Below are 25,610 nucleotides of genomic sequence, written 5' to 3' on the forward strand. Positions count from 1 at the left end.
AGCGCTTCCGACTTTCTGTTATATCAGTTAGTATTATTTGGTCACAATTATCCTCCTTCCTTTGCTTATAAATTTAACATCACCGGTCAGCTCAAGCCGATGAAGCACATCCGATAGGTTCTTGTATTTGGAGACACTGCCACCGAATCGGATTTGTGGGTCTATATCTCGAAATTCGACGTCGACATCATACCAACGTTCAATTTTCTTCATAATACTGGCCAGATTTTCTTCGTTCAAGTGAATTAGTCCATTTTTCCAGTCCAATGCAATGCTGGTATCTACAGCCACCCGATTGATGGTGCTGCCTGAAATAATGGCTTCCTGTCCAGGAGACAATAACCGGGATATATTTTGATTGGCCAGTTTGACACGCACACTACCGTGTACGAGTGTAGTTTTTGCGGCCTTCTCATCATTGTAATCTTTGATATTAAAGACTGTACCCAGCACTTCTACTTCCTGAGATTTGGTTTTTACGACAAAGGGTATCTTTTTTCCTTGGCGTAAGGCCGGTTGTACCTGAAAGAAGGCTTCTCCGTCTAGCTCGACGACACGTTGTGTGTCATCGAATCGGTTTGGATAGCTAAGTTTACTGGATGCATTTAGCATCACCTGGGTGCCATCGGAGAGCACCACTGTGTAGTTGCCTCCTTTTGGAGTATGTAGGGTGTTACGGGAAGCCGGAGTCGCTTGCTGGGCGGACCAAACAACGGTGCCGTCATTGTAGGCAATATCTTCGCCCACGCGTATGGTGTTGTGAGACTCGTTGAGGTCTATGACCTGTCCATCTGCGGTAGTCACATAGGCCTTGTTGCCTCCTGGTTTCACCGTAGTCATGGTTTCATTGCTAGTCGGGGTTAGAGTGGGAGAGGGAGTGTCATTCTTCCAGAGGAAGGTACCCACAGTGATACCTGATACTAGTGCAAGAACTGCCGCGACACGAACTGCTGGCACCTGTAATACGCTGCGTAGAGATCTCCGTTGTTTTTGAGGTCTGTTTTCCTCAAACTGGATATACTCTTTTAATTTTTGCGCTATTTGTCGGTTGTGATAGGTTATACGTTCTTCATCTGGAAGGATAGGATGCTCCTGTAGGTCAATAAGCATAAAAGCTTCGACCAAAGCGCGTTCATGTGCGGTGGCTGTGCCATTCTGATATTTTGCAATCAGCGTAGCAGCATCATGTTTCTTTTCCATCTGATGTGTTAGTTAGTACTTCTATATATTACAAGTAGGTTGAGGAGGAGAAAGTCCCAGAAAAAAAAATAAAAAAATAAAATTAAAGTTGAAATCGCCTTTTGAAACGGCAATGGGAGAGAAGTTATAGAATAAATAGTAACCAGTACAGTTTACCCAGATGTTTACGTAGTAGGGTATTGGCGTTGTTGATTTGATTCTGAACCGTTTTTCGAGATATATTCAGTTTTTCGGCTATTTGTTCGGTCGTTAGATGGTCCCGGTAATTCATCAAGAAAATTGTTTTCATCCGTAGGGGCAATTGCTCTATCTGCTGGTCGATGACCTGTAGAAGTTCGCGCTCGGCCACGATATTGTCGGTTTGCCATTCTGAATGATCAAGGAATATCTGAAAATTGGAAATATAGTCTTGCCTGACCTTCTGCCTGTCTATCCAGTCAAAGAAGCGATAACGTATTGCTCGAAATAGGTAGCCTTCCAAAGAAGTATTTAATGATGTTGTCGTTCGTTTCTCCCAAAGACTCATCATGATATCTTGCACCAGGTCGGCGGCCAATTCTTCCTGTTGTACCAGATTACAGGCAAACAGATACAAGGGCGTCTGGTATCTTCGGTATATCTCCATAAAGGCAACTTTATCTGAACTTTTCAGGAGTTCAAAGAGCTGTTGGTCTGTATAGGATTCCTCAGGTTGCATGAAATATCTACTCTGGCTTGTTAGGTACTTGGTACAAATAAACGACAAGGATATAACATTCTGGTATTTTTTTTAAAAAAAATGAACTTGTTTATTCATATATTCTACCCATTTCCAATAAATCACCAAGGGTCTCCCAATTGGTTTCGATTGGAGCAGTTTCATCTTCTTCGTCGGAGTTGTCCAAAACGCCACGTGCGCCACATTCTAGATTGGTAAAAGGATCAAAGTTGTACCAATAGTTGCCCGTCTCCGATGGGATTCCAAAGTATCTCATGTCATCGTCGAGCTGCTTTCCTCTCATTTTGTGAAGCTCAGCAATCTGAAACCGTAAGACCTCCCGTGTATAATCTATTCCTTCTGTTTGGGCCTCTCTGCTCTTGTCAATAGCATTGGCTACATCTGGATTGGTAAATTTCTTGCTGAGGATATTGCGGTCTGGGGATGCTGTAATAGATAACCATTGTGTATCAAAGTCGATAGGAGGGGCGTTAAACGCTTCACCCAGCAATTGAAATAATAATGCAGGTGTGAGGGGTTCAGATTGGTGGCTTTCCACTAAGTTATAAAGGGCCAGTAGATAAGTCTCAAGATCTCTATTAGCATGTTCATTGGATAAGGCCGTAATCGTATCGTAGAATTCTTCTTGTGTCATCGTTGTTCTAGTAGGGTGCTTTTGTCTATGTTCCTAACCTAAATAATAGACTGTAAAGGTAAATGATTATTGTTGGAAATGTAGAATACCTTGAGGGAGAATGGGTGTTCTTTTGGAATCGAGGGCAAAAGAATACAGCTATCAACGTACCGTCAGGAGAGGTGTGCCGATAGCTGTAGGTTAGAGGAAACATTAAGCCGAGATATGGCCTTTTAATTCCTCTTTCAACTTATTGTAGAAGTCGATTTTGTTTTGGATTATCTCCTCAGGAGACAGATCGTTCTTATAGCGGTGGTTTGGCGGGTCAAAAGGGCCATCTATAACTTCCATCGTAATGACATCACCAACTTTGACCACGGTGCGGTACCAGTCTACATGTTCATCTTCGTCGGAATCTTGTCCCCCAATATTGAAATAATAGTCCTCACAACAATTTGCTCTCTTTACAAATGTTGTGCCTCCAGTTAATACGTAGTTTTCTTTATCAAATCCAGCATTTGATACAATCTCTCCGTTAATCTTAATTTTCAGTCCGTATCCATTCATGGTCTATGATTTTTTTGTTAAAGTCCGTTCTTATGAGTTTTAATCAATTATTCATGTTATAAGATAGAATACTATACTACTTGTCATTTATTTATCAAACCATTCGATTTCTGTTCTTGTCAACAATAGCTGTATAGCAAAACTGACATCTTTCCATTGTACGTTTTTGAAGAAGCGGTAAAAGATAAAAAAGCAAATCAAACGCAAGGGCAGGACCACTGTAAAGAGTTCTACCACCTCCAGGTTTTAAAAATAACATGTTCTTCATAGCCTCACATTTTAATCTGTGAAGCCTAAAGATAATAAAGAAATTCTATTTGTACAATTTTTTTTGTTCCGATTAATTTTATTTTAGAATAAAAGGTCAATCTGAATGCAGATTCGCCAACTAGTTAAGGTTGATAACGGATCGAAGTGCACTTAATCTTTATCGCTACAAGGCAGAAGAAGATAAAGTAGATTGAATTGAAGTTTTTATAAATATTTCTTCTTAGGATAATATACTTTTTGCATTTTCTTTCTCCTTATATTATCCTATTTGGTGTCTTGTAATACCCTGCGTTTACGAGGTGTGGAGGCTATCTATTCGTACCCCCCATTTAACGTTATAAGAACCTTGATGCTATCATTTTCTATCCATTTAACCCAGGTATCAATGGCTTTCTCGCCCTCATTCACGTACATCTGATTACTGATGTGTACCCAATCTTTGTATACAGAATCAGCATTAAATAGCGCTGAACCTATGTTTTGGAATTTAACAAGGTCGCCATCCGGCTTACTGTAAGCAAGGGTTGCGTCGGGAACCTCAATGAGAAAGGCCCGTGTGATGGCCTGTGGCCAGGTTTCGAAGAGATACCAGTTGTCGATGTTGGTGTCGGGAAAATTGGGGTCGAAGAATATAGCATCTTTATCTTTTCCGATAGTATAATCGTTATCGGGATTAAGCTTGACAAAGCAGGTTTCATTCTTTTGTTCATTAACAATAATGAAAACGCCATCTTTTATTTTTTCACTGACTCGAAAAGTGATCTGTGGCGCAAAATGTATCAACCCCATCTGTCGGTGCTTTTCTCCATTTTCGAAGGAATCTCCGGAATCCATGATGTAAGGCTGTAAGTTGTCTTTTAGTTGTTTGGTAACAAATTTACACTGTCCACGATTGCTTCCTCTTTGTTCAACGACAAATTGAAGACTGTCAAAAGGCAAAGAATCAGTAGGGCTTCTGTATAGCGCAATGCTATGGTCCGTATTGAAATGTATGAGACCGACCCCAGCTTTTGTTGCCGCAGGAGGAAGATCTAATGCTACGGTGGATTGTTGTCTATGCTCACAGGCTGATAACAGAAAGAAAAAGGCGAAAATGCCGGTCGCTACACTAAGTGTGCTTTTTGATTTTTTTCTTTTTTTCATTGAAAAATGATGGCTGTATGTTTATCCGGATTAAAGATATGTAAAGTTCGAGGCAAAGTCCGAAAAAAACAAGAATATTGTAAGCTGTGGGGGCTGAGAAATATAGTACCTTTAGATGCAGAATAAACCATGTATGGCATGACCTGGAAAGAATACGAAGAAGTTCAAAAACAAGTATGTAAGGAAAATGGAGCTGACTGGCAGGCTACGCCCCCAGACTTCATTATTGGATTGGCCACTAATCTGGACAAAACTCCTATTTATGGTGTTCGGTATATCCGTAGTGATCAGACTAGTGGCTGGTATATTTGGTCGGGGGAGTATTCTGCGGCAGACGATTTTTACAAACCGGTATGCGCCGTACATTTAGTTGATTTATTTCCCCCTGTAATCCATTATCTGGGATTGGCCGAGGGCTGGCGTTTTATTATAGATAAAGAAGGTTATGAAGATATCTGGTATGAACAGGAGTAGAACTCCTACAATAGGGAATAGAGCGTTGCTCTTAAGAGGCTTGGTGTGCCTATCTTTGGGCATATTGCTTTACAGTTGCTCATCGCTTAAGCAAAGTGCGCAGACTGGAATGGTGCAGATAGGAGATGTACAGACTTTCGATGGGATTTATAAAAATGCCTCGGAAGGGAATTCCGGTATCGAACTCCGTTCGTTATGGAACCAACTTGCTTTACATGATGACCTCGATACGGTAGATTTCGAGCGTGCAACAATTGAGTTGCACACATTAGGGAAGAAGGAAATCAAAGCAACACGAATACAGGACGGTGTGGAAATGAAGAGCCTAGTCCTCCATGGCAAGCTTAAAGATAATTATTTTGTATCTAAGCCTAAACGCTCTGTTGTCCCGATTCCATTTATCTATGGACAGGTAAAAAACAATCAGTTTCAAATCTGGCTGGATAAAGAGGGGCGTCTGCATGTAGACAGACTATATAATCGATGGGGATGGGTCTTTGTTTTTTTGGCAGGAACAGACAATACGTCGAGTTATGTATACGATAGACTAAAGGATTGATGCACAGTTAGTCCCTGATAGCACTCTAGGCGGATATCACATTATTTGGTAATGAGCAAGCTTTTTTGGTAATTTGCGGCATGTCAACACAAGCTAATGCGTATCAATTATTCACGAAAGAGGTGCTGTCTCTTTGGAAGGCTCAAGAGGTATCTTATGTTAAAGTGGAAGAACTGTCTGCCGTTGATGGTGTGACTTTCTATGAACTAATCCCCGATTCGGAACTCTTGGACGGAGGTGGACATGATACGCTTTATCCGATAGATTCTGAGGATGTAGAAGACATGTTGTTGCTTAGCAAAAGCATACGATTTGTTGTGCATCGTATTTATCTGGAAGAGGATTAAAAGCCGAAGTGCATCCATTTCTACGAATCATAAGGTTCATCCTGCGAATTGTAAATGATTGTTCAATATAAACTGAAGTTAGTATACATTTGAACAAAATAACTAGCGTATGTTCAAAAATTACACCTTCAGTAAAAACCCGCTGCATTATGTTTATGCGGCTATTTGGTTGTCAGTATTCGTTTATTTTGCGATTTACTTATTTACAGGAAAAATGTTCCAGCCAGAGAATGGCAAAATCCATATTGTAGCTGTTCTTATAGCTTGGGTCGTCGAGTATCTGGGATTGACATTGACCAGCATTATCGTGGTGCTGTGTGGTGTGTATGCCGCCTTGCGGACGATGTTAGAAAAAAAGTAACTGCTTAAGCAACTCGTAAAAAGGCTTTAGATGATCTCGCTTAGGTAAATATACAGGTATGAGGAAGAGGAATATTTTAAGATTTTCAATACTAACCCTTGTACTACTGCTCATTGCTGTTGTGGCTTTCAGAGAACTGAACTTTAATAGCGACCGGGCAGTCGGAGAGAAACTGGATAGTTTAGATGGTGTATTTGTTTATTATAATGGAGGCGTAGGGCATTCTGAAGGACGGAATCTAGCATCGGACGGCTACAACATCGGACTGAAGTATCAGTGTGTGGAGTTCGTAAAGCGATATTACTATGTGCATTATAATCATCGGATGCCCGATGCTTATGGCAACGCCAAGGATTTCTTTGACGCTGAGATAATAGATGGAGGTATCAACCAGAAACGCAATTTATACCAATATACGAACCCCAGTATAGCACGGCCGGAAAAGGGAGATTTATTAATCTACGCTCCTGAAATGTGGAATCCCTATGGGCATGTAGCTATCGTGGCCAGTGTAGGTAAGGATGTTATAGAGATTATTCAGCAGAATCCTGGACCTTTTGGTAGGTCAAGAGAGGTGTATAGCTTACGGGAAGAAAATGGCAATTGGAAAATAGACAACAATCGTATCTGGGGTTGGTTGCGGAAGTAGAAGTACTGGCGCAAGAGATATTTTTTTCTTAATCTAGATTAAGTTTTTTGATAGTACGATGTTGCATATTGCGGTTGTATAAAAAGAAAGATATATCATGAATTTAAGAAAATCATTTGCCCTACTTGGGTTCTTCACGTTGTTGTCGTTAACGACTTTTGCTCAGAACTGGACTAAAGATCCTATGCACAGCAGATTGGGATTTGTCGTGTCACGGGATGCGATGTTGGATGTTACTGGTGTGTTCAAAGACTTTGACATTACCATGAAAGCCAATAATGCGGATTTCAGTGATGCTCAGGTTACTGTAGATGTACAGACGGCTTCCATAGATACCTACGTCGAAATGAGAGATAATCACTTGCGGAATGCAGACTTCTTGGATGTTGCTAAATATCCAAAGATGACTTTCAAAAGCACAGGCATTAAAAAGGTAGGTGCTGATACCTATCTGCTTTCTGGTGAATTGACATTACACGGTGTAACGAAGAAATTAGATTTTACAATGAAGCACCTTGGGTCGACACGCGACGAAGGAAGCAAAAAAGATATTGCAGGTTTTAAAGTAACAGGCAGTTTCAAACGTTCTGACTTTGGAGTAGGTGCTAAGATTCCTTCTCCATTAGTAGGCGATGTAGTTCAGGTGGTTGTCGATGTGCTAATGCAAAAATAATTCCTTACCGCAAGACAAGAGCTACTTGTAACTTTGTGATAAGTGATAAAAGAAGCCGTTTGGAGATTCCAGACGGCTTCTTTCGTTTTGGGAATTCTCCTGCCCAGGCATCGATGTCTTCAAACATCGTAGGGCTTTAAATAAAATCTACCAATCTAGTAGTCTATTTGTTTTTTTGTTTATATATTTGTCATGTATCGTATTCAATTGGCGTTGGCAACGAACAGCAACAACTATTTAACAACTTAATTATCAACAGAAATGAAACAAGACTACAAACAACACGAAACGGAAACGGGCTATTTTGCAGAGACCGGAAATGAAACAACCTCACAAAACAAAACTCCGAAGCGAATGTGCTTCTAAACTATCCATTCCTTTAATATGAATAAGGGAAGCTATGCTTCCCTTACCTAAGTCTACTAATGAAACAAGTTTTCAATTGGCGTTGGCACTTGTATTTCTCACTATTAAACAAACTAAATGTATGAAAAAAATAGGGTTATTCCCAACTTACTTTGCCATATTCCTCGGCATAGTATATATGGCAAAGGTGCAGGCTCAGGTCGAAACAAGGCCCATTATCAATGCTTCTCTGTCCGGTAGAATCATCGACGCATCAACTAAAGAAGCTATCGCAGGTGTAACCGTACGATTGGATGCTGTGACGCATCAAGTAAGCACCGACCGAGATGGTTATTTTCAGTTCGTAACCGGACAAAAGCTACCTATGACCATCATTGTATCAAATGTGGGGTACCAAACGCGTAAGGTCGTTGTTGAGCAATCGCCAGCTATTATCGAACTGATCGCCAATACGAATGAACTGGAACATATTCTGGTTACTTCGCGTAGGCGCACGGAGAAAATGCAGGAGGTTCCGCTAGCTGTATCTCTCATCCGGTCTGCCCTGATAGAGGATGCAGGAGCATTCAATGTGAACCGGATTAAGGAAGTTGTTCCTACCGTGCAACTGTATTCTTCAAATGCGCGCAATACAACTTTAAATATTCGGGGACTAGGTTCGACTTACGGATTGACAAATGACGGTATTGACCCCGGAGTCGGTTTTTACATGGACGGTGTTTATCTAGCGCGTCCCGCGGCAACATGGTTGGATTTTATTGATATCGAGCAGATTGAAGTTCTTCGAGGACCGCAGGGTACGTTGTTCGGTAAAAACACGACCGCAGGGGCTTTTAATATAACGTCCCGTTTGCCTGAGTTTGCACCGATGGCAAATTTTGAACTGAGTTATGGCAATTATGGGTTTATTCAAGCCAAAACCTCACTAACCGGGCCCTTGATTAAAGATAAATTGGCCGCGCGGGTGTCTTTTTCAGGCACACAGCGAGCAGGTCTTTTCTACAATGTAGGTTCGGACAGGCAAATTAACGACCAGAATAACCTGGGTTTTAGAGGGCAGTTGCTGTATACGCCAAATGAAGATTTAAAGATTTCCCTGGCTGCCGATAAAACCCGGCAACGGCCTGATGGATATGGCTGGGGAGTAGCAGGTGTTGTAGAAAATAAACGCTCTCCTTATCGACAGTTCAATACGATAATCGCAGATTTAGGCTATAAGATTCCATATGAAAGCGCATTTGAACGCAAGGTAGATTTGGACACCCGTTCGAGAGCGGATAATGAGCTGGGGGGCGCTTCTTTGAATATAGATTATAAAATAGGAGGTGGGACATTGACGTCAACCTCTGCGTGGCGTTATTGGAATTGGGTACCGCTGAATGATAGGGACTATCTGGGGATTCCAGTTTATACTATTTCTTCGGGAAACTCCAAGCATAGCCAATGGTCACAAGAGTTTCGCTATGCGGGCAACCTAAGCGACAAGGTAAGCGGAGTCGTCGGATTGTTCGGATTGTGGCAGGACTTAAGAACTGACCCAGTGCATACGGAAGAAGCCGGAGACGCTTTATGGCGTTTTCAGCAGACGAATGCTTCCCAAGTGCAATGGGCGCCTGGTCTTATTGATAGGGTCGGGATTCGTACAAAATATGGCATAAAAAGTAGCAGCCTAGCGGTATTTTCCCAGGTCGATTGGGCGATTACTCCAAAATTGCATTTACTCCCCGGGGTACGTTACAATTATGATAAAAAGGTCGCAGATTACGACCGAAAGAAATACATAGAAAACAACATCCCTTATACAGAGTTACAATGGGCAGCGGTTAATAGCATCTACTCAAATCAGCAATTTGATGTGGATGCCGATGCTGCAAACTTCTCCGGACAGCTCTCTTTGCAGTACAAATTCAACCCAGCTTATAACAGCTATGCGACCTACTCCAGGAGCTATAAACCTATCGGCATCAATGTGGGTGGACTACCGGTTATCGATGGTCAGGTTGCAACAAACTTGGCAGAAGTGAAACCAGAGTCAGTCAATCATTTTGAGGTTGGTATTAAAACTAGCCTATCGAGAAATTCATTCTTAAATATTACGGCGTATCGGACTAATATTAAAGACTATCAGACTCAAGTTCAAACACCAGACCCTGGCGTAAATAGGGGATACCTGGCAAATGCAGAAAAAGTCAGGGTGCAAGGTGTGGAGGTGGATGGAAGTATTAGACCTTGGGCATTTTTGAACGTTAGAGGTGCCTTGGCCTATACAGATGGAAAATATGTTTCCTTTACAAACGCACCTGTACCTTTGGAGGAGGTCGGAGGCACGGAAGCCTTTAAGGATGTATCTGGAGGTGTGTTACCGGGGATATCGAAATGGTCTTGGTCACTGGCTGCAGAAGCAACCGTTAAAGGCAGCCTGTTAAGTCTGCAGGGACACTATTTCTTAGGCACAGACCTTTTCTATCGCTCCAAGTTCTCGTCGAGTCCATCTCCTTCGGCCTATTTGAATATCGATAACTACGCCCTGTTGAATGCCCGTATTGGTTTTAAAGCGACAAATGGATTAGCTGTCATTGTGTGGAGCAGAAATCTAGCGAATAAGGATTACTATGAACAGCTACTGGCCGCACCAGGTAATTTCGGACAATATGCAGGTGTCGTCGGAGATCCTCAAACTTATGGGCTTACCTTAAGATACAATTTGAAGTAGACTGGGTAATTGCTGGATACATACTACAAGCCACTTGATCTCAGCAAGTGGCTTGTAGTACATTGTGAAAATAAACTATTTGCATTAGATAATTATTCCGACCAAACCGCGAGTTCGTAGCCGTCAGGGTCCGTGAACTGGAACCGTCTTCCTCCCGGAAAACTAAAGATATCCTTAACGATAATCCCTCCAGCCCGTACTACTTTATCCTGAGTAGCTTCCAGGTCTTTTGAGTAAAGGATAACTAGAATGGTGCCAGGGATAGGCTGACCGGTAGCAAAACCACCGTCTACATAATCCCCCTGAAATGCGGTATACCCAGCACCGTAATCTGTAAACTTCCACCCAAAGGATTTACTATAGAATTCTCTAGCTCGGGTAATATCTTTTGATAAAAACTCGATATACTGTATTTGTTCGTGTTTCAAGGTTTGTGGATTGATTTCACTCATGCTATGTTGTTTTAGTGTGTTATATCTGAAAGCTTTATTTTAGGAGCGCACGTTCTAGTGCCTCTAAATCTTTCTTAAATACATCTAGATCACTTTCGTATACGAGAGCCTGGTTGTCCTTTTTGGTTATGACAATCTTCTTATATTTTTTCTTGAAAGGAGAAAATATAGGCCTATCCTTTGCCGGCAAGTAATATTCCTGTACATCAAAGTGATAATCAGCAAAGGGATACACTGTCTTACCTATAGTAATCCGGTCAACTTGTATCCTGCACAAATTGCCTCGATAGGAGGAGATGATCAGTACCGGCAATAAGATAAATCCAAAAAGGGCAAACGCTCCGAGCCCAACTACCGAACCTGTTCCACTGATAACATTAATGAGGTTCTGAATAGAGGCAACCATGATAAATGGAGTCAGTAGTAAATAAAAGATGATTATTGTCTTTGTAAAACAGATTTTCTGCTCCATATATGTTTTCTCTGATATTAATTAAAGGCTTAAAATTAAGAAAAAATAGAACTATCAGATTATTCAAAAGTTTTTATTTTTGTCGATGTAGCTATTTTTGTTACTTTCCGTTTTATGAAACAAGATGAATAAAAACAAAACCGTATTACTATAAAATTACGTCCTATCGAATGAAACTTATACATTTCTCAAAACTATTTTTTATAGCGTCTAGTCTCGTGTTCTCCTATGCCAATGCGCAGAGTACCAACCCAACGCTCTCGTCCAAAGCTCGATTTAAGCTTGATTTTACTATCGGGCCAAATTTCGATATCGCTCCTGCTTCTCATACTGAAAATAAGGATATTTTTGGAGGACGACCTGCCGTAAGCCCATTCTTGGGTATTCGTGCTACGCATTTATTCTCAGACAAGATGGGGTGGTATGCAGGTATAAATATTAACTATTATAAAGAGCAAAAGCCTACGGGCTATAGACAGAGTTTTTTTGAGTCGTTCTTTGATGATTTTGGCAATGCACTCTTTGGGCCAATCTCGTATGTCAAGCCTTCGGCGGAGTTAGGGGTTCTATACCGTATCGAATCTGCTAATTGGAGCATACACCCTGGGGTTGGAATCGGACATGATACTTATCTTGCGGATAAAAGTAACTCCCGGTCTAAAACAGGTAGCGATGGTGTGAAGCATGAGCTGACTTATGACAGGGAGTCTTCTTTGTTTACTGCGCATGTCGGTTTCTCTGCCAATTACTATGTCAGTCGGAGAGGATATCTAGCACTCCATGCCCGTTACCATCAACCGCTACAGTCGGCTACCGCACACGTGATTGAAAAAACGGACGGAGTGGAAACTTCAAGAGTCGATTTCAAAAGCAATGCTATTGGTAGAGGGGTATTTGCCGGGGTAGGATTTGGTCTCGTACTGGGCAAACAATAGCTGTACTAAAAAGCGCCTAGTACAAATAAAATTACCTAGCTTTCGATTAGGTCGGATTCCTGCTAATCGAAAGCTAGGTTTTTAACACACTTTCCGCTCTAGTTGCTAGCGAGAAGGTAAGCTAGTCTGCCGTTTCGCTATGCTGCAGTAGCTGTTTTCGGAAAAGAAACCAGAGGAGCAAGAGGAAAATAAGGTACGAGATATTGAACGCGGCCCCGTTTAACCAGCCTTTGAAATCGGAAGAAGGCAGTAATGCTTTTAAGGGCAACTGATAGAGGGTCAGAAATAAAGGGCTAATCAATCCAGCCCATTTCGGTAAACTCGTTTTTCCCATAAATACTAGAATCGAGAAAATCAGATAGGCAACGAGCATAATGATAATGGCTGTCCCCCAGGTGATATACATTGCTTTTTGGAAGCCCGCAGCTACCTCTAGAAGATAAGGGTGTGCAATAGGGTCGGTGTGGTAAATCGCCTTATAAATTTCGCCTGTAAAGTAGAATACAGCATGACCTAAAGGCATCAGCATAACACTTACTATGAGGAGATAGTAAGTACCCCACGCGTACCATTTCTTCTTTTCGTTGAAGTATTGGTACACCAACCAGACACAAGGTAAGAATAAGGTAGCTGTCATGGCTGCAATGAGTGCTCCAAACATCAGCCGAGCGGTAGAACCTTCGAGCATCAAGGTTGCCAATCCTACATCGACTTTGTCTGCATAGGTTTCGGAAAATAGGGGATAGTCGTTTGGATTGACCTCAAATCCGGCAACATATACATCGCCAATAATCCAGCAGATCGCGCCAACGATTCCAGAAATAAAGGCCCATTTTATTTTTGTATGATAGTTCATATTTTATTATTTATTATCGAATATTTCAGTTTTACTCCGTTATTGTATAGTTTAAATAATTACTCTCCGGAACTAGACATGCCTATCTTATTCGCGCTTCGGATTACCGCATAGATAACGATTCCAAAGATGACCCAATCAATGATCGCGCTTGCCAAATAGATGCTTCTGACGCCATAAAATTGCGGAACGATGAGTAGCACGGGAATATAGAAGACCAATTGCCTCAGGATGCTGATGATAGTCGCCGGTTTGGCATCTTCGATAGAAGGAAACCAGACCATAGCCATAAAAACAAAAGGCAACACGAGTAGGACACTCATGTATATTCTAAAGTCCATCAATTGTTCGGCGGTGAATAGGGTGCCCGGTATCATTAGCGATAGAACGCCTTCAGGATTCAACATCACGAACAACCAGAAAGGTAATAGAATAAGTAGGCCAGTTATTGAAAACAAGCGATAAGACTGAATACTACGGCTGTACTGCCGGGCTCCATAATTCATCCCTGCTACGGGCTGTAAGGCTCGCATCAATCCCCAAAGAGGGGTATTCAATAGGATATAGAAGCGATTGACTGCCGTAAAAAAGGTGATATCTATCGTCGTACCGTATCGGGCAAGGGCATTGAACACAACAATGTTTTGGACAACGACCATCACCATCATGATGAAACCGGGCATACCTAAAGAAATAGTTTCTTTCATAATTGCCTTGTCCAGTTTCAAAGACCAAAAATTAGTTTTAAAGGAGGATTTTCCAGTCGCATAATACCAAGCACCAAGGAGGGTATATATTATCATAGAGATATTGGTAGCCCATGCTGCTCCGGCTACGCCCCATCCCATAGTATCGATGAAAATAGGTTTTAAAGCCACGTCTACAAGGAGACCTACGGCAATCATCCAGGCTGCAGTCTTCATTCGGCCTTCCGCGCGTATAATCATGTTCATCGCCAGGCCGTAAATCCAAAAGAAGCTTCCTAAAATGGTAGCCTGGAAATAACTGGTTCCTAGAGTCAATATTTCACCTCGTCCACCCATCATATACACCAGTTCCTCCGCAAAAAAATAGCAGGGGATGGTGACGAGTATGGAGAATAGGATGGTGAGATAGTTTACCGTACCGAAGGAATTTCTCAGTTTGTCCTGATTGTCGGCTCCGATCCATATGCTAATCGCAGCTCCCATACCTGTACCAATCAGTGTGCCTAAGCCCTGGGCAAACTGCGCTAAGGGGTAGGCTACTCCTACAGCAGCCAGTGCGGTATTACTGATGAGATGACCTACAAAAATGCCATCTAGAAAATTATTCAGGCCATACAGAACCATCGCTACGATAGCGGGCCAGGATAATTGCCACATGACTGTAGGCAAAGGTTTGTTGAGTATAATTGTTCGTTGTTGTTCCATCGTTATTTCCTGGGGTCGAGAATTTCTTCTATTGTAAGCACACTGTCTTTAAAGTGTACCTGTTGTAGTCCTTTTTTATCATCAACCAGCTCCAAATCCGTCGGGTGGTCGATCAGTAGTTTTAGAAAATCCGTGTCTAGATTTTGGTTGCCTACGGTCAGTTTTGCTATCCCAGTAATACCATTAGGATGGTTTATCGCTGATGGTCTTGGGTTGGGCATATAGGGTGACATGAGGAATGGAAAATAGACTTCATGAGGAATCAAAAGATGCCAGCGTAGCGTTCGTGCAATGACATCCTTTCGCTTCGCTTTATGCATCTTAAACGGTCTATTGAACTGACGGAATAGTGTCTTCTGTGTATCGATCCCCGCAGTAGTTGACTCTAAAGACCATTCACACCAGCCATACCCAGCCTGCATCCACAGTTGCATACGGTTCCATAGGACCTGATACCCCAGGGCTTTCATCGTCCACCTAACCCAAAATGGTAAGGCAGAACTTTTAAAAATTTCGATAAAACACCCCTGTTCGAACCAGATTAGCGCATTGTAGGCTTTTTTAGGTGTTGTACCGTATTCCACTATAAATCCCGAATTCCTAAGTTTTTCTACGGCTTGATGAAGGTCCGGCACACGGTACAGCACATGACTGATTCTACAGTTGCTCTGTTTAGTCATTTTGCTTCTCCATTTGTCTGTCGTCTGTGGATTTGTCCTCGGCGACGCCAGATTTCCAATAGGAGTAGGCATAGAGTTCCTCGCGCTTCCATTCTTTTTCTTTCCGCAGATATTGACGGACTTCTTTTACGGTAGCGAATTCTGCCGCTACATAGCCTGATCGCGATGTCGTAGGTAATGATTGTTGTTTTACCACGTTGGCCAGTGAACTGCCATGTTGTGGATGACTGTTGTGCAACCAAATAAATTCGATGTCAGCCTCTGTTTTTAAATGCTGCTCGTCTTCTGGCCCATGTACCTCAATAATACAAATCCCTCGCGCATCGGCAGACAAATCTTCCAATATAGCCGCGATAACGGGAATACCGGTAGAGTCGGCTACTAAGAGGTAATTATCAGCCTTCACGTAGAGGTCCGAGAAACCATCTTTCATTAATACACCCAGATTGTCGCCCTCTTTGGAGTTAATAGCCCAAGCTGAGGCTGGCCCTTCATCTCCATGCGCCACAAAATCAATCCAAATCTCATTGCGTTCCAAATCCACTCCGCGATGGGTGTACGTTCTTATGCTGGGACGTATATCTTCGGGTTGGGGCTTCCATTTCATCGCATCATAGTCAAACTCTGGAAAGTGTATCTCCGAAATTCCGTTGGGTGGAATCATTATTTTGTTGTTTACACCCACTGTGGTATTGACGAATAGTGGGATTTGATCACCCGTTAGGAAGATTCTGATGTAATGCGGTGTGATGTATTCCTTTCTAGTAACCTGCAAAACAGCTTGAATTGTTTTAAAGTTTGTCTTACTCATACTTCTATTTAGTTATTAAGAACAGTTCTAAATAATATCGTTATATTTGCGAAGGTATCAAATTGAAGTCTTCGTCTGCTAACGCAGGAGGGAGAAAAAAAGCCGTTAAAAGGAATGACTATTGGACTGATGTCGAATAAAGAAATAATAATACGAATGAGATGGGATTAAATTTATACGCTAGCGATATACCTGAGCTTACTTTGTCGAGAGAATATCCTCCTGAACAAATGGGTAGTGAGGAAGAGTACTATGAGCATCTTATTGTATTGGACAATCCTATGGCACGCGGATTCTATAGAGAGATTCACACGAGGGACATGCGCATCAGTTATGGCGATGTCGCTTTGGCACAACGGACCAATATTTTATTTGACAGCGACTATGAGAGTATTGAGATGCATTTTGCGTTGAATGGTGACACGCTGGCTTCGTCGCATAATTTCAAGAAATATGTCAACTTCAAACCCAATCAGCATAATATAATCTACGCCAATAGTTTCAGGGGAAAGATGGAGTGGCAGGGAGACGATTTCCGTATCTTTGAAGTCAACATGGCGCCCTCATTTTTCGAACGCTTCCTACCACAAGATAGCTGTAGTCTTTTTGATGAATTCCGTAAGCAGATACAGAATGGGACTTCTTCGCTTATGGCTGACCATAATCAGCTGATTAACCTCCAGATGTTCGAGATTATAAGTGCTATTGTGGGGTGCCAACGTAAGGGATTATTTAAAAAGATATTCTTGGAAACAAAAGTGATAGAATTACTTCTGTTACAGTTGGAGCAGTTGCATGAACAGCAATATGCGCATAGCTCCATTAGAAAAAGCGATATCGAGAAGATGTATGCCGTTCGGGACTTTATGCTGAATAATCTAAATGCATCACACTCGCTAACGGATTTAGCCCGTCACGTGGGTACAAATGAGTTTACTCTAAAGAAGGGCTTTAAAGAGCTATTCGGGGCGACAGTATTCGGTTATTGGAGTGATGTAAAGATGGAAGAAGCACTTAAAATGCTTCGTAGGAATGAACTGAGCGTAGCCGAAATTTCGAATGCTATAGGATATAAAAATCCGCAACATTTTACCGCTGCATTCAAGCGGAAATACGATGTGCTGCCAAGTCAGTTTAAAAGGGGTTGAGTACCCTTTCTTTGACAAAGCAGGAGGACCTCTTTCCTCTTTATCTCACTTTTCAATCTGATGACACCACTTGAATTTGTATCTTAATGCACGTCTATTCCATCAAAATAGATTTCGGTTATCGCGGTATCATTGTATTTGTCTCCTTTGTAGACTTCCAGTATCTCAAATTTCAAAATCAAGTCGGACCCGTCACTATTGTGTCCAAAGGTGCCTACCTCAAACGCTTGGTCTGTACGACTATCCTCCAGATTTAAGATACCGATTGTTTTTCCGTTGGCGTACAGTTTTAACTTCTTCACGCGATTATTGTTTTTCCAAGCAGCTTCAGACTTCATATAGCCGTTCGAAATAATGATTGTTGTAATTCTTGGACTTCGGTTTTTAAAATAATATTCTAAATACTCTCCAATTCCTGCATCGGCTTTTCCTTCTACCCATGCCGTTTTATAGCTTAGGTCATTAGCACTTTGTGCTTGATAGGAGATGCCATTGTCAGAATGTAGTGATGAAGATGCTTTTACGAGATAGTTTCCACCCCCACAGTACCAACTGCATCCACCATCTATCACGTCCCATACACTTTCTACGACCTCCCCGTATTTGTCCAATAGGATATCTAGCTCAGCCTGTTCCTTGGGAGTCAGATTGCTTTTGAGTAAAAGCTCATTCTGCCGTTCGATTTCTTGCTCTGTTTTGGCGCTCAGATCTATCTTTCTAACCTCCTTAGGAAAATAATTCTTGACGACGCTCTGTCCATGTGCAAAGTGTTGGATAAATAAGCTGATAAGAATAAGGATTGACCTTGTGATGTGCTGCATAATTTTTCTTTTAACTTAATCGGGCTGTCTTTAATCTGATTTCTGTTCCAAAGATTTACCTTTACTCTTAAATTATGCAAATAAAATGCCATGATTCGCCGTTTCTGCTTGTTTTTAAGACAAATAATAAAAGAGAATACTTGGAAAATACGAGGAAGTATCAATGGGAGCTATAATCAGGCTTGAGCTACAGCACAGACGTCGGCAATTGATAATGGAAGACAATTTTCAGAATAGAGGGATTAATTTAAAGATAGGTAGCTCAGGACTATATTTTGAGGGTTCATCCAGCTGTTCCTAAACTCCGTCAGGAAGTAATTATATTTTGGTTGATTATCCGTATTTTGTATAAAAGATTTAAAGATGCCCACAGAATATATCATCGTAGAGGATGAACAGTTTGCTTATAAAGAGATGAAACGGATGATGGCCCGCTTACGTCCGGAATTTGAAATGGTAGCACATACCGAATCCGTTATCGATACGGTCGCTTTTCTCAGACGAGGTACCGTTGATTTAATACTATTGGATATCCGGCTCGCGGATGGAATGTGTTTTGAAATATTCGAACAGTTAAAGATTTCAACACCTGTTATCTTTACTACGGCCTATGACGAGCATGCTATCAAGGCTTTTAAAGTTAACAGTATTGATTATCTATTGAAGCCGATTGAGGAAGACGACCTATTAGTGGCATTGAAGAAATTTGAATCGCTACATCAAGAGAATTATAAACCTGTCGACTATCAGCAATTGGAAAAGATGTTGATGGGACATCAGAAGAAGAACCGTTTTCTGGTTCAGATTGGTGATAATTACCAGCATATCGCTGTCGATGATATCGCTTATTTCTACAGCGAAGATAAAGTCGTATATCTGCAGACTTTCCAAGCGAATAAATATATAATAGATTATAGCCTGACTGAATTGGAATCGAAGATGGATGAACGTCTGTTTTTTCGTGTCTCACGAAATTGCATAGCAAATATCAATGCAATCAAGAAGATTGCTAAATATTTCAATAGCCGCATGAAACTGACACTTGAGCCACCGTGTCCCCAAGAGATTTTGGTGAGCCGTGAACGGGTTCGGGATTTCTTGAATTGGGTTGATGGGATAAATTAAACCTTATGAAGCAGATTGATAGGAAACAAGCCATTGCATTTATTTTCGTCGTATCGACACTGTTGATTTTCTTTTATTATGTCTTCCAGACATTGACCGGCGAAGAGCGTGATTTCCTTCCGTTCTTTTTTATCAATATAATTCCCTGTACACTCATTGCATCTATAGATTTCCTCATTGTCGATGCTATCTATACCTATTTAAAGATACGGAACATCTATCTGCGGGTTACGGTGGATTTACTGGTGGCCTCGCTTTGTTCGGTTGGCGTATTGCTGCTTGGGAATTTTATTCTTCAACTTTTTGCTACTGTTGAGGGGGATGCAGAAGCCCTAAAATCGGCCATATTTATTGTTTTATGGAATAGCATCGTCGTTCTATTGATTGAAATATTGTTTTACAACCGCAGGCAGCTGGAAGCGGAAAGACAGATGGCGGCGATGGAAAGAGAAAAAATCCAATACCATTATGAAGCATTGAAAGCACAGATCAACCCACACTTTCTGTTCAATAGCCTCAATGTGCTGGCCTCACTGGCTTATGAGGACGCTGAAAAAGCGAATATCTTTGCCAAGAAAATGTCCGGTATCTATCGGTACCTGCTTTTGACCAACGAGCGGACAACGGTGACACTAAAGGAAGAATTGGCTTTTCTGGAGTCTTATTTATTTCTGGAACAGGTTCGGTTTGAGAATGCGCTCTTTGTTACTATCCATAACCCTATGGATATCAATAAAAGTTTGATTCCCGTCAGCTTACAGCTACTTGTAGAGAATGCCATAAAACATAACATCACGAGTAGTGGCCAACCGCTCCATATTCAGATTGAGATAAGCGCTAGCGATGTCACTGTGTCAAACAATCTACAGTTGCGGAGTACCGCGGATAGCGGTGGTGTAGGGTTGAAAAACCTACAAAAGCAATACGCGCTACAGGGTAGAGCTATAGAGATTATTCCAACAAGAACACATTTTGCGGTAATAATTCCTTTTATCGAATAAATTTAAGTGCCATCAAAATGAGCTTCGTCCACTACATTCTGAAGTTCGTCCGAAATGCCTTTGCCACAAGGGCTTTGCACTGCACCTTTGCTTAAAAATATATTCATCTAAAATTTATTATGACAATGAAAAATCAAGTTTTTTTCGCAACAGTAGTGTTCATCGGCTTACTAGGAGGTTCTATCGCAACAATGGCCCAAGAGACAGGACTTTCGGGAGGAATCAAAGCGGGACCTAATGCAACATTCTTTATGTTGGGGACAGACAGCCCGTATACCAAAGGTGTATCAAAGATAGGGTTCTCAGCAGGTGCATTCCTAAAGTATGATTTCGTAAGCTGGTTTGCTGTTCAAGGAGACTTTATCCTACAAAGTAGAAATGCTGAACTCCAAAAAGGTAATAGCGGGGAGGAATTGAAATACAAATCCTACACAGCAGAATTGCCCCTATATGGTGTCTTTCAGACTCAGGTGGGAACTGGTAAGATGTTTGTCGGTATTGGCCCTTACATCGGCTATGGTATCAGTTCGAAAATAGGAGGTAGCGATATGTATAAAAAAGATGGAGTAGACGGATTAGAAACCACACGCCTGAATTATGGTGCTGCGGCGACGTTGGGTTATGATTTGGGAGGATTCCAAATCAATGCTTCCTACACCTCTCAGTACGGTATTGGTGTGATCAGTAATCGTTCGACGATGCGTCATCAAACTGTCGGTGTAGGGGTGGGGTATTCTTTCTAAGAGGAAACTTTCCGATTTCCTCTTTGCAGGGACTTTTTATAACATAAGAGAGTCGACCCGATTATAGAAGTCGACTCTCTTTTTTGAAAGGAATTATCCGACTAATTCTGGCGTTCGTTGGATAGTCAACGTACCTTCCACTGGTATAGGTTTAGACACAATATCAAGGACAGGACATATTGCATCAACTTGTTGGGCCAGTCGTTCCAACTTTTCTGCGGATTCATTCGATGTAACGATGGTCTCGAAGACTATCTTTTGAAAACCGGGCCGGATGTTGCTGTCTAAACCCAGGAACCCCCGTAAATCTAGGTCTCCTTTTGTTTTAACAGTGACACTGTCCAGTTGTATTCCTTTTAGAGAAGCCAGGGCTCTGTACACGATAGCCTGACAGGCTCCTAAAGAGGCTAGTACATATTCTACCGGATTAGGCGCATCGTCCTTACCACCCAATAGTTCAGGTTCATCGAACTTAAATTCAAATTGTCTTACAGTACTGTTTACCTGCACGCCTTCCTGTAGTACAGAAGTTGCTTCAAAGCTTACCTGAGCTTTAGTTGGCTCATTCTTTAATTCCTGAATAAGGTTTCCTAATGATTGTTTAACGAATTCTGACATAAAAATAAAATATAATTAAAATGGAAAAATGTTTCAAATACGGATTCATCTTGTGCATAGACAAGAACCCCTCTATCGCTCGTAGAGGGAGTAATTTTGTGAAAATGAAATGCTAATAGGTCTGCATACAGGTACTCCAACGATAGGATATACCGTTAGGACTTGCTATGCAATCTACTATTTCGTAGAATGGAATGAGTGTGATTTTCATGCTGTCTTTTATTTATATTTTCCCCTTCATTGGGGACAGGAATTAGCACCGTTCAATCTCTTGATGGTTGCCAGCGGGTCATAGAGCCTGTCTCTCGCCACTTCTTTATAAATCAAGACTCTTTTTAGGGAGGTCTTTGTATTATTAGAATACAAGTATAATCATTTTTTTTATAAATGTATGGGGCTTGGTGCCATACGCAGGAAAAAGTTATACGATTTTAGCTTGTTTTTTTATGATATTCTTTTTTTTAAGTGCTCAAATCGGTTTCTTCCCAAGGTGTTCCATCAGAAAGCATCCATGTCAATGCATGTCTGCGTTCGTGGATGACACCACCGTTTGCAATCGGGTGAAAGCCATTTGGTACCGTGTCGCTACCCAGTTGGGCGCTACGGACTGCATTGTGAAGACAATAGAACAGATCTTCCTTCTTGCTAACATCTTCTGCAACTATGGTCGTTGGGTTTTGGGAGAGCCACTCTTTTACACTTCCTTCAAGAGGACAGGTGTAGTTGGCGATTATATCCTGCATCCGCTCGGCAGTCATCATCTCGCCGTGTATGTCTGGTTCTTCATACCCAAAATACCAAGCCAAAGGCCAGGCATTTTCGAACTTCCAACCGATTGTATTTCTCGCTTCTTCATCGTCTCTAGACAAGCTTAGAATTGCTTTCTCTTCGTCTGACATCAAGTCTTGTAACCGGTTTGCCTCGACAAAGGTCAATATTTCTTCGCTAGAGAGATGCTCTTCTGGAACCATTAACCAAAGAACTAATGCCTTTATTGCATTCAACCTGCTCGCAATTTCAATAGCGGGGCGTAACTGTTTATCAAACTGAGCGGGTAGCCAGTTGGCTGGCCGAAAGCCGGCTTGACGACAGATAGACAAGGTCTCCCGTCTTGAATCTGTCATCCAGGATATTTCGTCATCAGAGGCTATATGCTGTTCTTTGTTCTCGGCTTGCTCTTCTTTATTCTCTTTGGAGCCGAATATTTTCTTAAAAAAGCTCATGATCTTCTCTACTATTTTGTTATTCTTCTAAATTAATTCAAAGCCCAAATTCATATTCTTGGCGTGGGCAAGCGTGTAGGCATCTGTACCAAAAGTCTTGTAAGCGATACGCGCTTGGGTATAATCTAAGCGGGATGTACGCAGACAGGATTTTATTCCACTTATTCCCTTGTCCAACTGTATCACCTCGCAAAAGATATTAAGCTTGCCTGCACCAAGGTCAAAACCGTTAACTGCTCCCAAGCCGTACCAGCCTAAATGATTGTTTACGTAATCCTGCACCTTATCTTTGAGCCACAGATCACGCTTGTTGCCAAACTGACTCTTGAGTTGATATTGGACGACTACGGTGAAATAGTTTTCTTCCTTAGGTAATACAAACCCCAAAGCCTCAGCTTCCTGTGCTACAATGATATAAAGTTGCTGTAGCTCATTTTTCTCAAGAATTTGATGTATGGTATGTTGCCCTTGATAGCCGACTTTACCTTTGTGTACGGTGGCTTTTTTTTCTGTTTCATCATACCATATTTCAAGATATTGCGTAGCAAGACCTTTGTCAAACTTATAGTATTTTAGGTGTTCTGTCATTGCCTAATAGAGTTGTCTCTTTGTAACTCACTATTTCTTTTCCGCGGAGGATAATGTTATTACGCTCTTTTATGTTCTCTTCTGTCTTTGTAAGCAGTTTTATTACACCTATTTGAATATCATCTAGCTTATCAACAATTACGGATAGAAGCATGTTTTCGTCCACAAAATAGCTGTCGGGTTCAAATTTTATAATATCTCCATCAAGCATAAATAAAACAGGCGTTTCTTTAAACTCGGTATACTTAGCTTTTATATCAGCTAGTGAAGTAAGTTTAGGACGATAATCACTTTTAGCCTTGACATAAACTTGAACAGTATAGTTTTTTGTTCCAATCAGGGTATCTTGTTCTACAACACGGATAGCCTCCATAAGGTCTCGAGTTAGGGAATATCGAGGGCCAACAAACTTTCCATTAAGAAAAAAAGCTACTTGATTTGCTGGCGTGATGTTATTCAGCTTTATGACACGAAATGCCGTGTCTCTCCGCTGATGCACCTTAACGGAAGTCGATGAACCATGCTTTTGACTTTTTGTAGTTTGTGCAAATGATGGTGCCGTGACGAATACGACTAAAAAGATAATAAGTGTTTTCATATATACGCTCTTTATTTAAATAATTACCATACTCTTACCCCATTGTTCTTCCTCGTTGGTATAACTAATATACGTTTTTTATTGAAGGTTTAGCGTTTCGAAGTAATGTACAGCATCCAGATGGCTATGGTATTATAGATCCATAGAGCCATTTGTTAAGTTGCCTTTTTATATCGATTCCATGCTTTTCTGACAGTATGAAGTAGCAATCTACAATAGCTTCTCTATCTTCCGTGTCGAGTTCTGCATTTTCCATTTGTTGGAGACTAGCCAACAGTTGTAGCTTTACTTTTGCGGTATCCGTGTTGGTCTCACAGAATCTGATATCCTTTGTAATAGTTTCTGTGTAATGTCTGTATTCTAAGGAGCTTATCATCTCTTCCGATAATAATAGCTTAAAACGTCCTATCATATCTGCCTTTAATTTGATGTAGGTTGGGAGAGGTAACGGCTTACTGGAGGAGCGCTGTTCATCTTCTCCAGCTTGTGCAATAGACGCTTCTGCCATCCCATTCATCTTTTGGTAATGGGCAAACCAATCATTCATAACCTGGTTCAATGTTGACTGTATGGCATAATCCTCTGGGCTAATGGGACCGGGAAGATTACGCATGCTAATCTGTTTTGTAATGGCATTGTAGGTTGTAGATAGCTGTAGGAAGATAGCCGGAGTTATACGGAGATGGCCAAGCTGTTCTGTGGTTTTGGAAAACATGTCTTTCAGCTCCGGCAGACCCATACTCTGATGGGCCAGATAATAGTCAAAGTCCGCATTAAGCTGCTCTCTTAGCTGAACAGACTCACCCGACGTTAAGACCTGCTGTTCTTCGAGTTTTTGCAGTCTGTCATTTAACTGCCCTCGATTCAACTGTATTAGTTCTTCTGTTTGGCTTTTGGTCTGTTTCTTCATCTGTGTACAGGAATGGAAAGGAAGTGCTAGAGTCACCAAGGAGAAAACTAACATCTTTTTTAGATATCGTAGTTCTAATCCCATAATTCCCATTCTCCATTCTGAAAATCATACTTCGCATATTCTCCAGTATCGGTAAATTCGGAAGCGACCATGCCTACTTCAAAAATAGAGTCTTTGTTCCAGGCAGCTGTGAAATAAAGAGCATACATTGTCAATAGGGCTTGACCAAAATCCTCGTCCTTGTGATTGAAACGTAATCCTGTATCGGTTTCTTCTGCTAGTATATAGTCGTAACTTAAGAGCCGTTGCTTGAGATTAAGGTGTTGCTGTTCTGTAAATGGAAGCAGATTATCGGTGCCATCAAAGAAATTTTCATGAGTAGAGATTTCTTCTTTTTCTTTTGTCTCTATTCTAAATAAGGCGATATCATAACTCATATATGCTCTGATTATTGTTAATGTATTTTGAAATAGCTAACCAAACTTACGTCAATTCGTACCATAGGACAAGACTTATCTTAGATTCGAAGGACGGTATTTACAATTCGTCTTTTAGCCTGAC

Annotated in this window: 30 protein-coding genes and 1 riboswitch; of the genes, 12 read left to right on the forward strand and 18 right to left on the reverse strand. The window is 41.3% G+C overall.

Translation table 11 applies throughout. The features are described from left to right. Positions 1–33 precede the first annotated feature (33 nt). The 5 genes from JKG64_RS02695 to JKG64_RS02715 form a co-directional block, all read right to left on the reverse strand. Positions 34–1,200, reverse strand: coding sequence for a FecR family protein (locus tag JKG64_RS02695; protein WP_210352798.1), 1,167 nt, complete (start codon positions 1,198–1,200; stop codon positions 34–36). A 124-nt stretch (positions 1,201–1,324) separates the two neighbouring features. After that, the gene (locus JKG64_RS02700; protein ID WP_210352799.1) at positions 1,325–1,897 is read right to left on the reverse strand and encodes an RNA polymerase sigma factor; all 573 of its coding nucleotides are present in this window, start codon (positions 1,895–1,897) and stop codon (positions 1,325–1,327) included. A 91-nt stretch (positions 1,898–1,988) separates the two neighbouring features. Continuing rightward, positions 1,989–2,552, reverse strand: coding sequence for a hypothetical protein (locus JKG64_RS02705; RefSeq protein ID WP_210352800.1), 564 nt, complete (start codon positions 2,550–2,552; stop codon positions 1,989–1,991). A gap of 192 nt (positions 2,553–2,744) precedes the next feature. Further along, positions 2,745–3,098, reverse strand: a complete 354-nt coding sequence (locus JKG64_RS02710; RefSeq protein ID WP_210352801.1) for a hypothetical protein — start codon at positions 3,096–3,098, stop codon at positions 2,745–2,747. A 582-nt stretch (positions 3,099–3,680) separates the two neighbouring features. Continuing rightward, positions 3,681–4,511 carry a hypothetical protein gene (locus JKG64_RS02715; RefSeq protein ID WP_210352802.1) on the reverse strand — a complete coding sequence of 277 codons (831 nt, stop codon included), beginning with the start codon at positions 4,509–4,511 and terminating at the stop codon, positions 3,681–3,683. Positions 4,512–4,649: 138 nt separating this feature from the next. On the opposite strand from JKG64_RS02715, the gene JKG64_RS02720 reads away from it, so the two are divergent. From JKG64_RS02720 to JKG64_RS02750, 7 genes are all read left to right on the forward strand, one after another. Next, on the forward strand, positions 4,650–4,985 hold the full coding sequence (locus JKG64_RS02720) for an immunity protein Imm33 domain-containing protein (RefSeq protein ID WP_210352803.1): 336 nt from the start codon (positions 4,650–4,652) through the stop codon (positions 4,983–4,985). Then, a complete protein-coding gene (locus JKG64_RS02725; protein ID WP_210352804.1) occupies positions 4,972–5,544 on the forward strand; it encodes a hypothetical protein in 573 nt (190 codons plus the stop codon). The genes JKG64_RS02720 and JKG64_RS02725 overlap by 14 nt, the downstream gene beginning before the upstream one ends. A gap of 80 nt (positions 5,545–5,624) precedes the next feature. Further along, positions 5,625–5,891: a hypothetical protein gene (locus JKG64_RS02730; protein ID WP_210352805.1), complete on the forward strand. Its 267-nt coding sequence runs from the start codon at positions 5,625–5,627 to the stop codon at positions 5,889–5,891. A 109-nt stretch (positions 5,892–6,000) separates the two neighbouring features. Next, positions 6,001–6,252 (forward strand): hypothetical protein, encoded by a 252-nt coding sequence (locus JKG64_RS02735; RefSeq protein ID WP_210352806.1) that lies wholly within the window; start codon positions 6,001–6,003, stop codon positions 6,250–6,252. 58 nt (positions 6,253–6,310) lie between these two features. Further along, the gene (locus JKG64_RS02740; RefSeq protein WP_210352807.1) at positions 6,311–6,901 is read left to right on the forward strand and encodes a CHAP domain-containing protein; all 591 of its coding nucleotides are present in this window, start codon (positions 6,311–6,313) and stop codon (positions 6,899–6,901) included. 97 nt (positions 6,902–6,998) lie between these two features. Further along, positions 6,999–7,574, forward strand: coding sequence for a YceI family protein (locus tag JKG64_RS02745; protein WP_210352808.1), 576 nt, complete (start codon positions 6,999–7,001; stop codon positions 7,572–7,574). A 487-nt stretch (positions 7,575–8,061) separates the two neighbouring features. Continuing rightward, entirely contained in the window at positions 8,062–10,653 is a 2,592-nt protein-coding gene (locus tag JKG64_RS02750; protein ID WP_210352809.1) for a TonB-dependent receptor, read from the forward strand. 92 nt (positions 10,654–10,745) lie between these two features. Here JKG64_RS02750 and JKG64_RS02755 read toward each other — a convergent pair whose 3' ends face one another. Together JKG64_RS02755 and JKG64_RS02760 are read right to left on the reverse strand one after the other, a co-directional pair. Next, entirely contained in the window at positions 10,746–11,105 is a 360-nt protein-coding gene (locus tag JKG64_RS02755) for a VOC family protein (RefSeq protein ID WP_210352810.1), read from the reverse strand. A gap of 34 nt (positions 11,106–11,139) precedes the next feature. Continuing rightward, on the reverse strand, positions 11,140–11,577 hold the full coding sequence (locus JKG64_RS02760; RefSeq protein WP_210352811.1) for a hypothetical protein: 438 nt from the start codon (positions 11,575–11,577) through the stop codon (positions 11,140–11,142). Positions 11,578–11,747: 170 nt separating this feature from the next. On the opposite strand from JKG64_RS02760, the gene JKG64_RS02765 reads away from it, so the two are divergent. Next, on the forward strand, positions 11,748–12,512 hold the full coding sequence (locus JKG64_RS02765) for a hypothetical protein (RefSeq protein WP_210352812.1): 765 nt from the start codon (positions 11,748–11,750) through the stop codon (positions 12,510–12,512). 121 nt (positions 12,513–12,633) lie between these two features. Here JKG64_RS02765 and JKG64_RS02770 read toward each other — a convergent pair whose 3' ends face one another. Genes JKG64_RS02770 through JKG64_RS02785 form a run of 4 tightly spaced genes read right to left on the reverse strand, consistent with a single transcriptional unit; the run spans position 12,634 to position 16,271 of the window. After that, positions 12,634–13,368, reverse strand: coding sequence for a DUF6796 family protein (locus JKG64_RS02770; protein WP_210352813.1), 735 nt, complete (start codon positions 13,366–13,368; stop codon positions 12,634–12,636). Positions 13,369–13,427: 59 nt separating this feature from the next. Beyond that, positions 13,428–14,780: an MATE family efflux transporter gene (locus tag JKG64_RS02775; RefSeq protein ID WP_210352814.1), complete on the reverse strand. Its 1,353-nt coding sequence runs from the start codon at positions 14,778–14,780 to the stop codon at positions 13,428–13,430. Between the two features lie 2 nt (positions 14,781–14,782). Beyond that, a complete protein-coding gene (locus JKG64_RS02780) occupies positions 14,783–15,460 on the reverse strand; it encodes a VOC family protein (protein ID WP_210352815.1) in 678 nt (225 codons plus the stop codon). Next, on the reverse strand, positions 15,453–16,271 hold the full coding sequence (locus JKG64_RS02785; RefSeq protein WP_210352816.1) for a siderophore-interacting protein: 819 nt from the start codon (positions 16,269–16,271) through the stop codon (positions 15,453–15,455). The genes JKG64_RS02780 and JKG64_RS02785 overlap by 8 nt, the downstream gene beginning before the upstream one ends. Positions 16,272–16,432: 161 nt before the next feature. Here JKG64_RS02785 and JKG64_RS02790 point away from each other — a divergent pair, with 161 nt between their 5' ends. Next, positions 16,433–17,419 (forward strand): helix-turn-helix transcriptional regulator, encoded by a 987-nt coding sequence (locus JKG64_RS02790; RefSeq protein WP_210352817.1) that lies wholly within the window; start codon positions 16,433–16,435, stop codon positions 17,417–17,419. Between the two features lie 83 nt (positions 17,420–17,502). On the opposite strand, the gene JKG64_RS02795 is transcribed toward JKG64_RS02790, so the two are convergent. Further along, positions 17,503–18,240: an NADase-type glycan-binding domain-containing protein gene (locus tag JKG64_RS02795; protein WP_210352818.1), complete on the reverse strand. Its 738-nt coding sequence runs from the start codon at positions 18,238–18,240 to the stop codon at positions 17,503–17,505. A gap of 363 nt (positions 18,241–18,603) precedes the next feature. Between JKG64_RS02795 and JKG64_RS02800 the strand changes: the two genes are divergently transcribed. The 3 genes from JKG64_RS02800 (at position 18,604) to JKG64_RS02810 (ending at position 21,109) form a co-directional block, all read left to right on the forward strand. After that, positions 18,604–19,365 (forward strand): LytR/AlgR family response regulator transcription factor, encoded by a 762-nt coding sequence (locus tag JKG64_RS02800; RefSeq protein ID WP_210352819.1) that lies wholly within the window; start codon positions 18,604–18,606, stop codon positions 19,363–19,365. Between the two features lie 5 nt (positions 19,366–19,370). Then, the gene (locus JKG64_RS02805; protein WP_210352820.1) at positions 19,371–20,366 is read left to right on the forward strand and encodes a sensor histidine kinase; all 996 of its coding nucleotides are present in this window, start codon (positions 19,371–19,373) and stop codon (positions 20,364–20,366) included. A 125-nt stretch (positions 20,367–20,491) separates the two neighbouring features. Then, entirely contained in the window at positions 20,492–21,109 is a 618-nt protein-coding gene (locus JKG64_RS02810; protein ID WP_210352821.1) for an outer membrane beta-barrel protein, read from the forward strand. Between the two features lie 93 nt (positions 21,110–21,202). Here the strand turns inward: JKG64_RS02810 and JKG64_RS02815 are convergent, their stop codons facing one another. From JKG64_RS02815 to JKG64_RS02840, 6 genes are all read right to left on the reverse strand, one after another. Next, complete coding sequence (locus JKG64_RS02815) at positions 21,203–21,727, reverse strand: OsmC family protein (protein ID WP_210352822.1); 525 nt, start codon at positions 21,725–21,727, stop codon at positions 21,203–21,205. A gap of 220 nt (positions 21,728–21,947) precedes the next feature. Continuing rightward, positions 21,948–22,052: riboswitch (SAM riboswitch) on the reverse strand. Between the two features lie 136 nt (positions 22,053–22,188). After that, entirely contained in the window at positions 22,189–22,950 is a 762-nt protein-coding gene (locus JKG64_RS02820; protein WP_210352823.1) for a DUF4272 domain-containing protein, read from the reverse strand. A gap of 27 nt (positions 22,951–22,977) precedes the next feature. Beyond that, on the reverse strand, positions 22,978–23,538 hold the full coding sequence (locus JKG64_RS02825) for a hypothetical protein (RefSeq protein ID WP_210352824.1): 561 nt from the start codon (positions 23,536–23,538) through the stop codon (positions 22,978–22,980). After that, positions 23,513–24,136 (reverse strand): hypothetical protein, encoded by a 624-nt coding sequence (locus JKG64_RS02830; RefSeq protein ID WP_210352825.1) that lies wholly within the window; start codon positions 24,134–24,136, stop codon positions 23,513–23,515. Before JKG64_RS02830 ends, JKG64_RS02825 begins: the two co-directional genes overlap by 26 nt. Before the next feature lie 124 nt (positions 24,137–24,260). After that, the gene (locus tag JKG64_RS02835) at positions 24,261–25,130 is read right to left on the reverse strand and encodes a DUF4844 domain-containing protein (protein WP_210352826.1); all 870 of its coding nucleotides are present in this window, start codon (positions 25,128–25,130) and stop codon (positions 24,261–24,263) included. After that, entirely contained in the window at positions 25,121–25,486 is a 366-nt protein-coding gene (locus JKG64_RS02840) for a hypothetical protein (protein WP_210352827.1), read from the reverse strand. Before JKG64_RS02840 ends, JKG64_RS02835 begins: the two co-directional genes overlap by 10 nt. Positions 25,487–25,610: the final 124 nt, after the last annotated feature.

Origin of the sequence: Sphingobacterium tabacisoli (assembly GCF_017908035.1) — a bacterium.
GTDB classification, from domain to species: Bacteria; Bacteroidota; Bacteroidia; order Sphingobacteriales; family Sphingobacteriaceae; genus Sphingobacterium; species Sphingobacterium tabacisoli.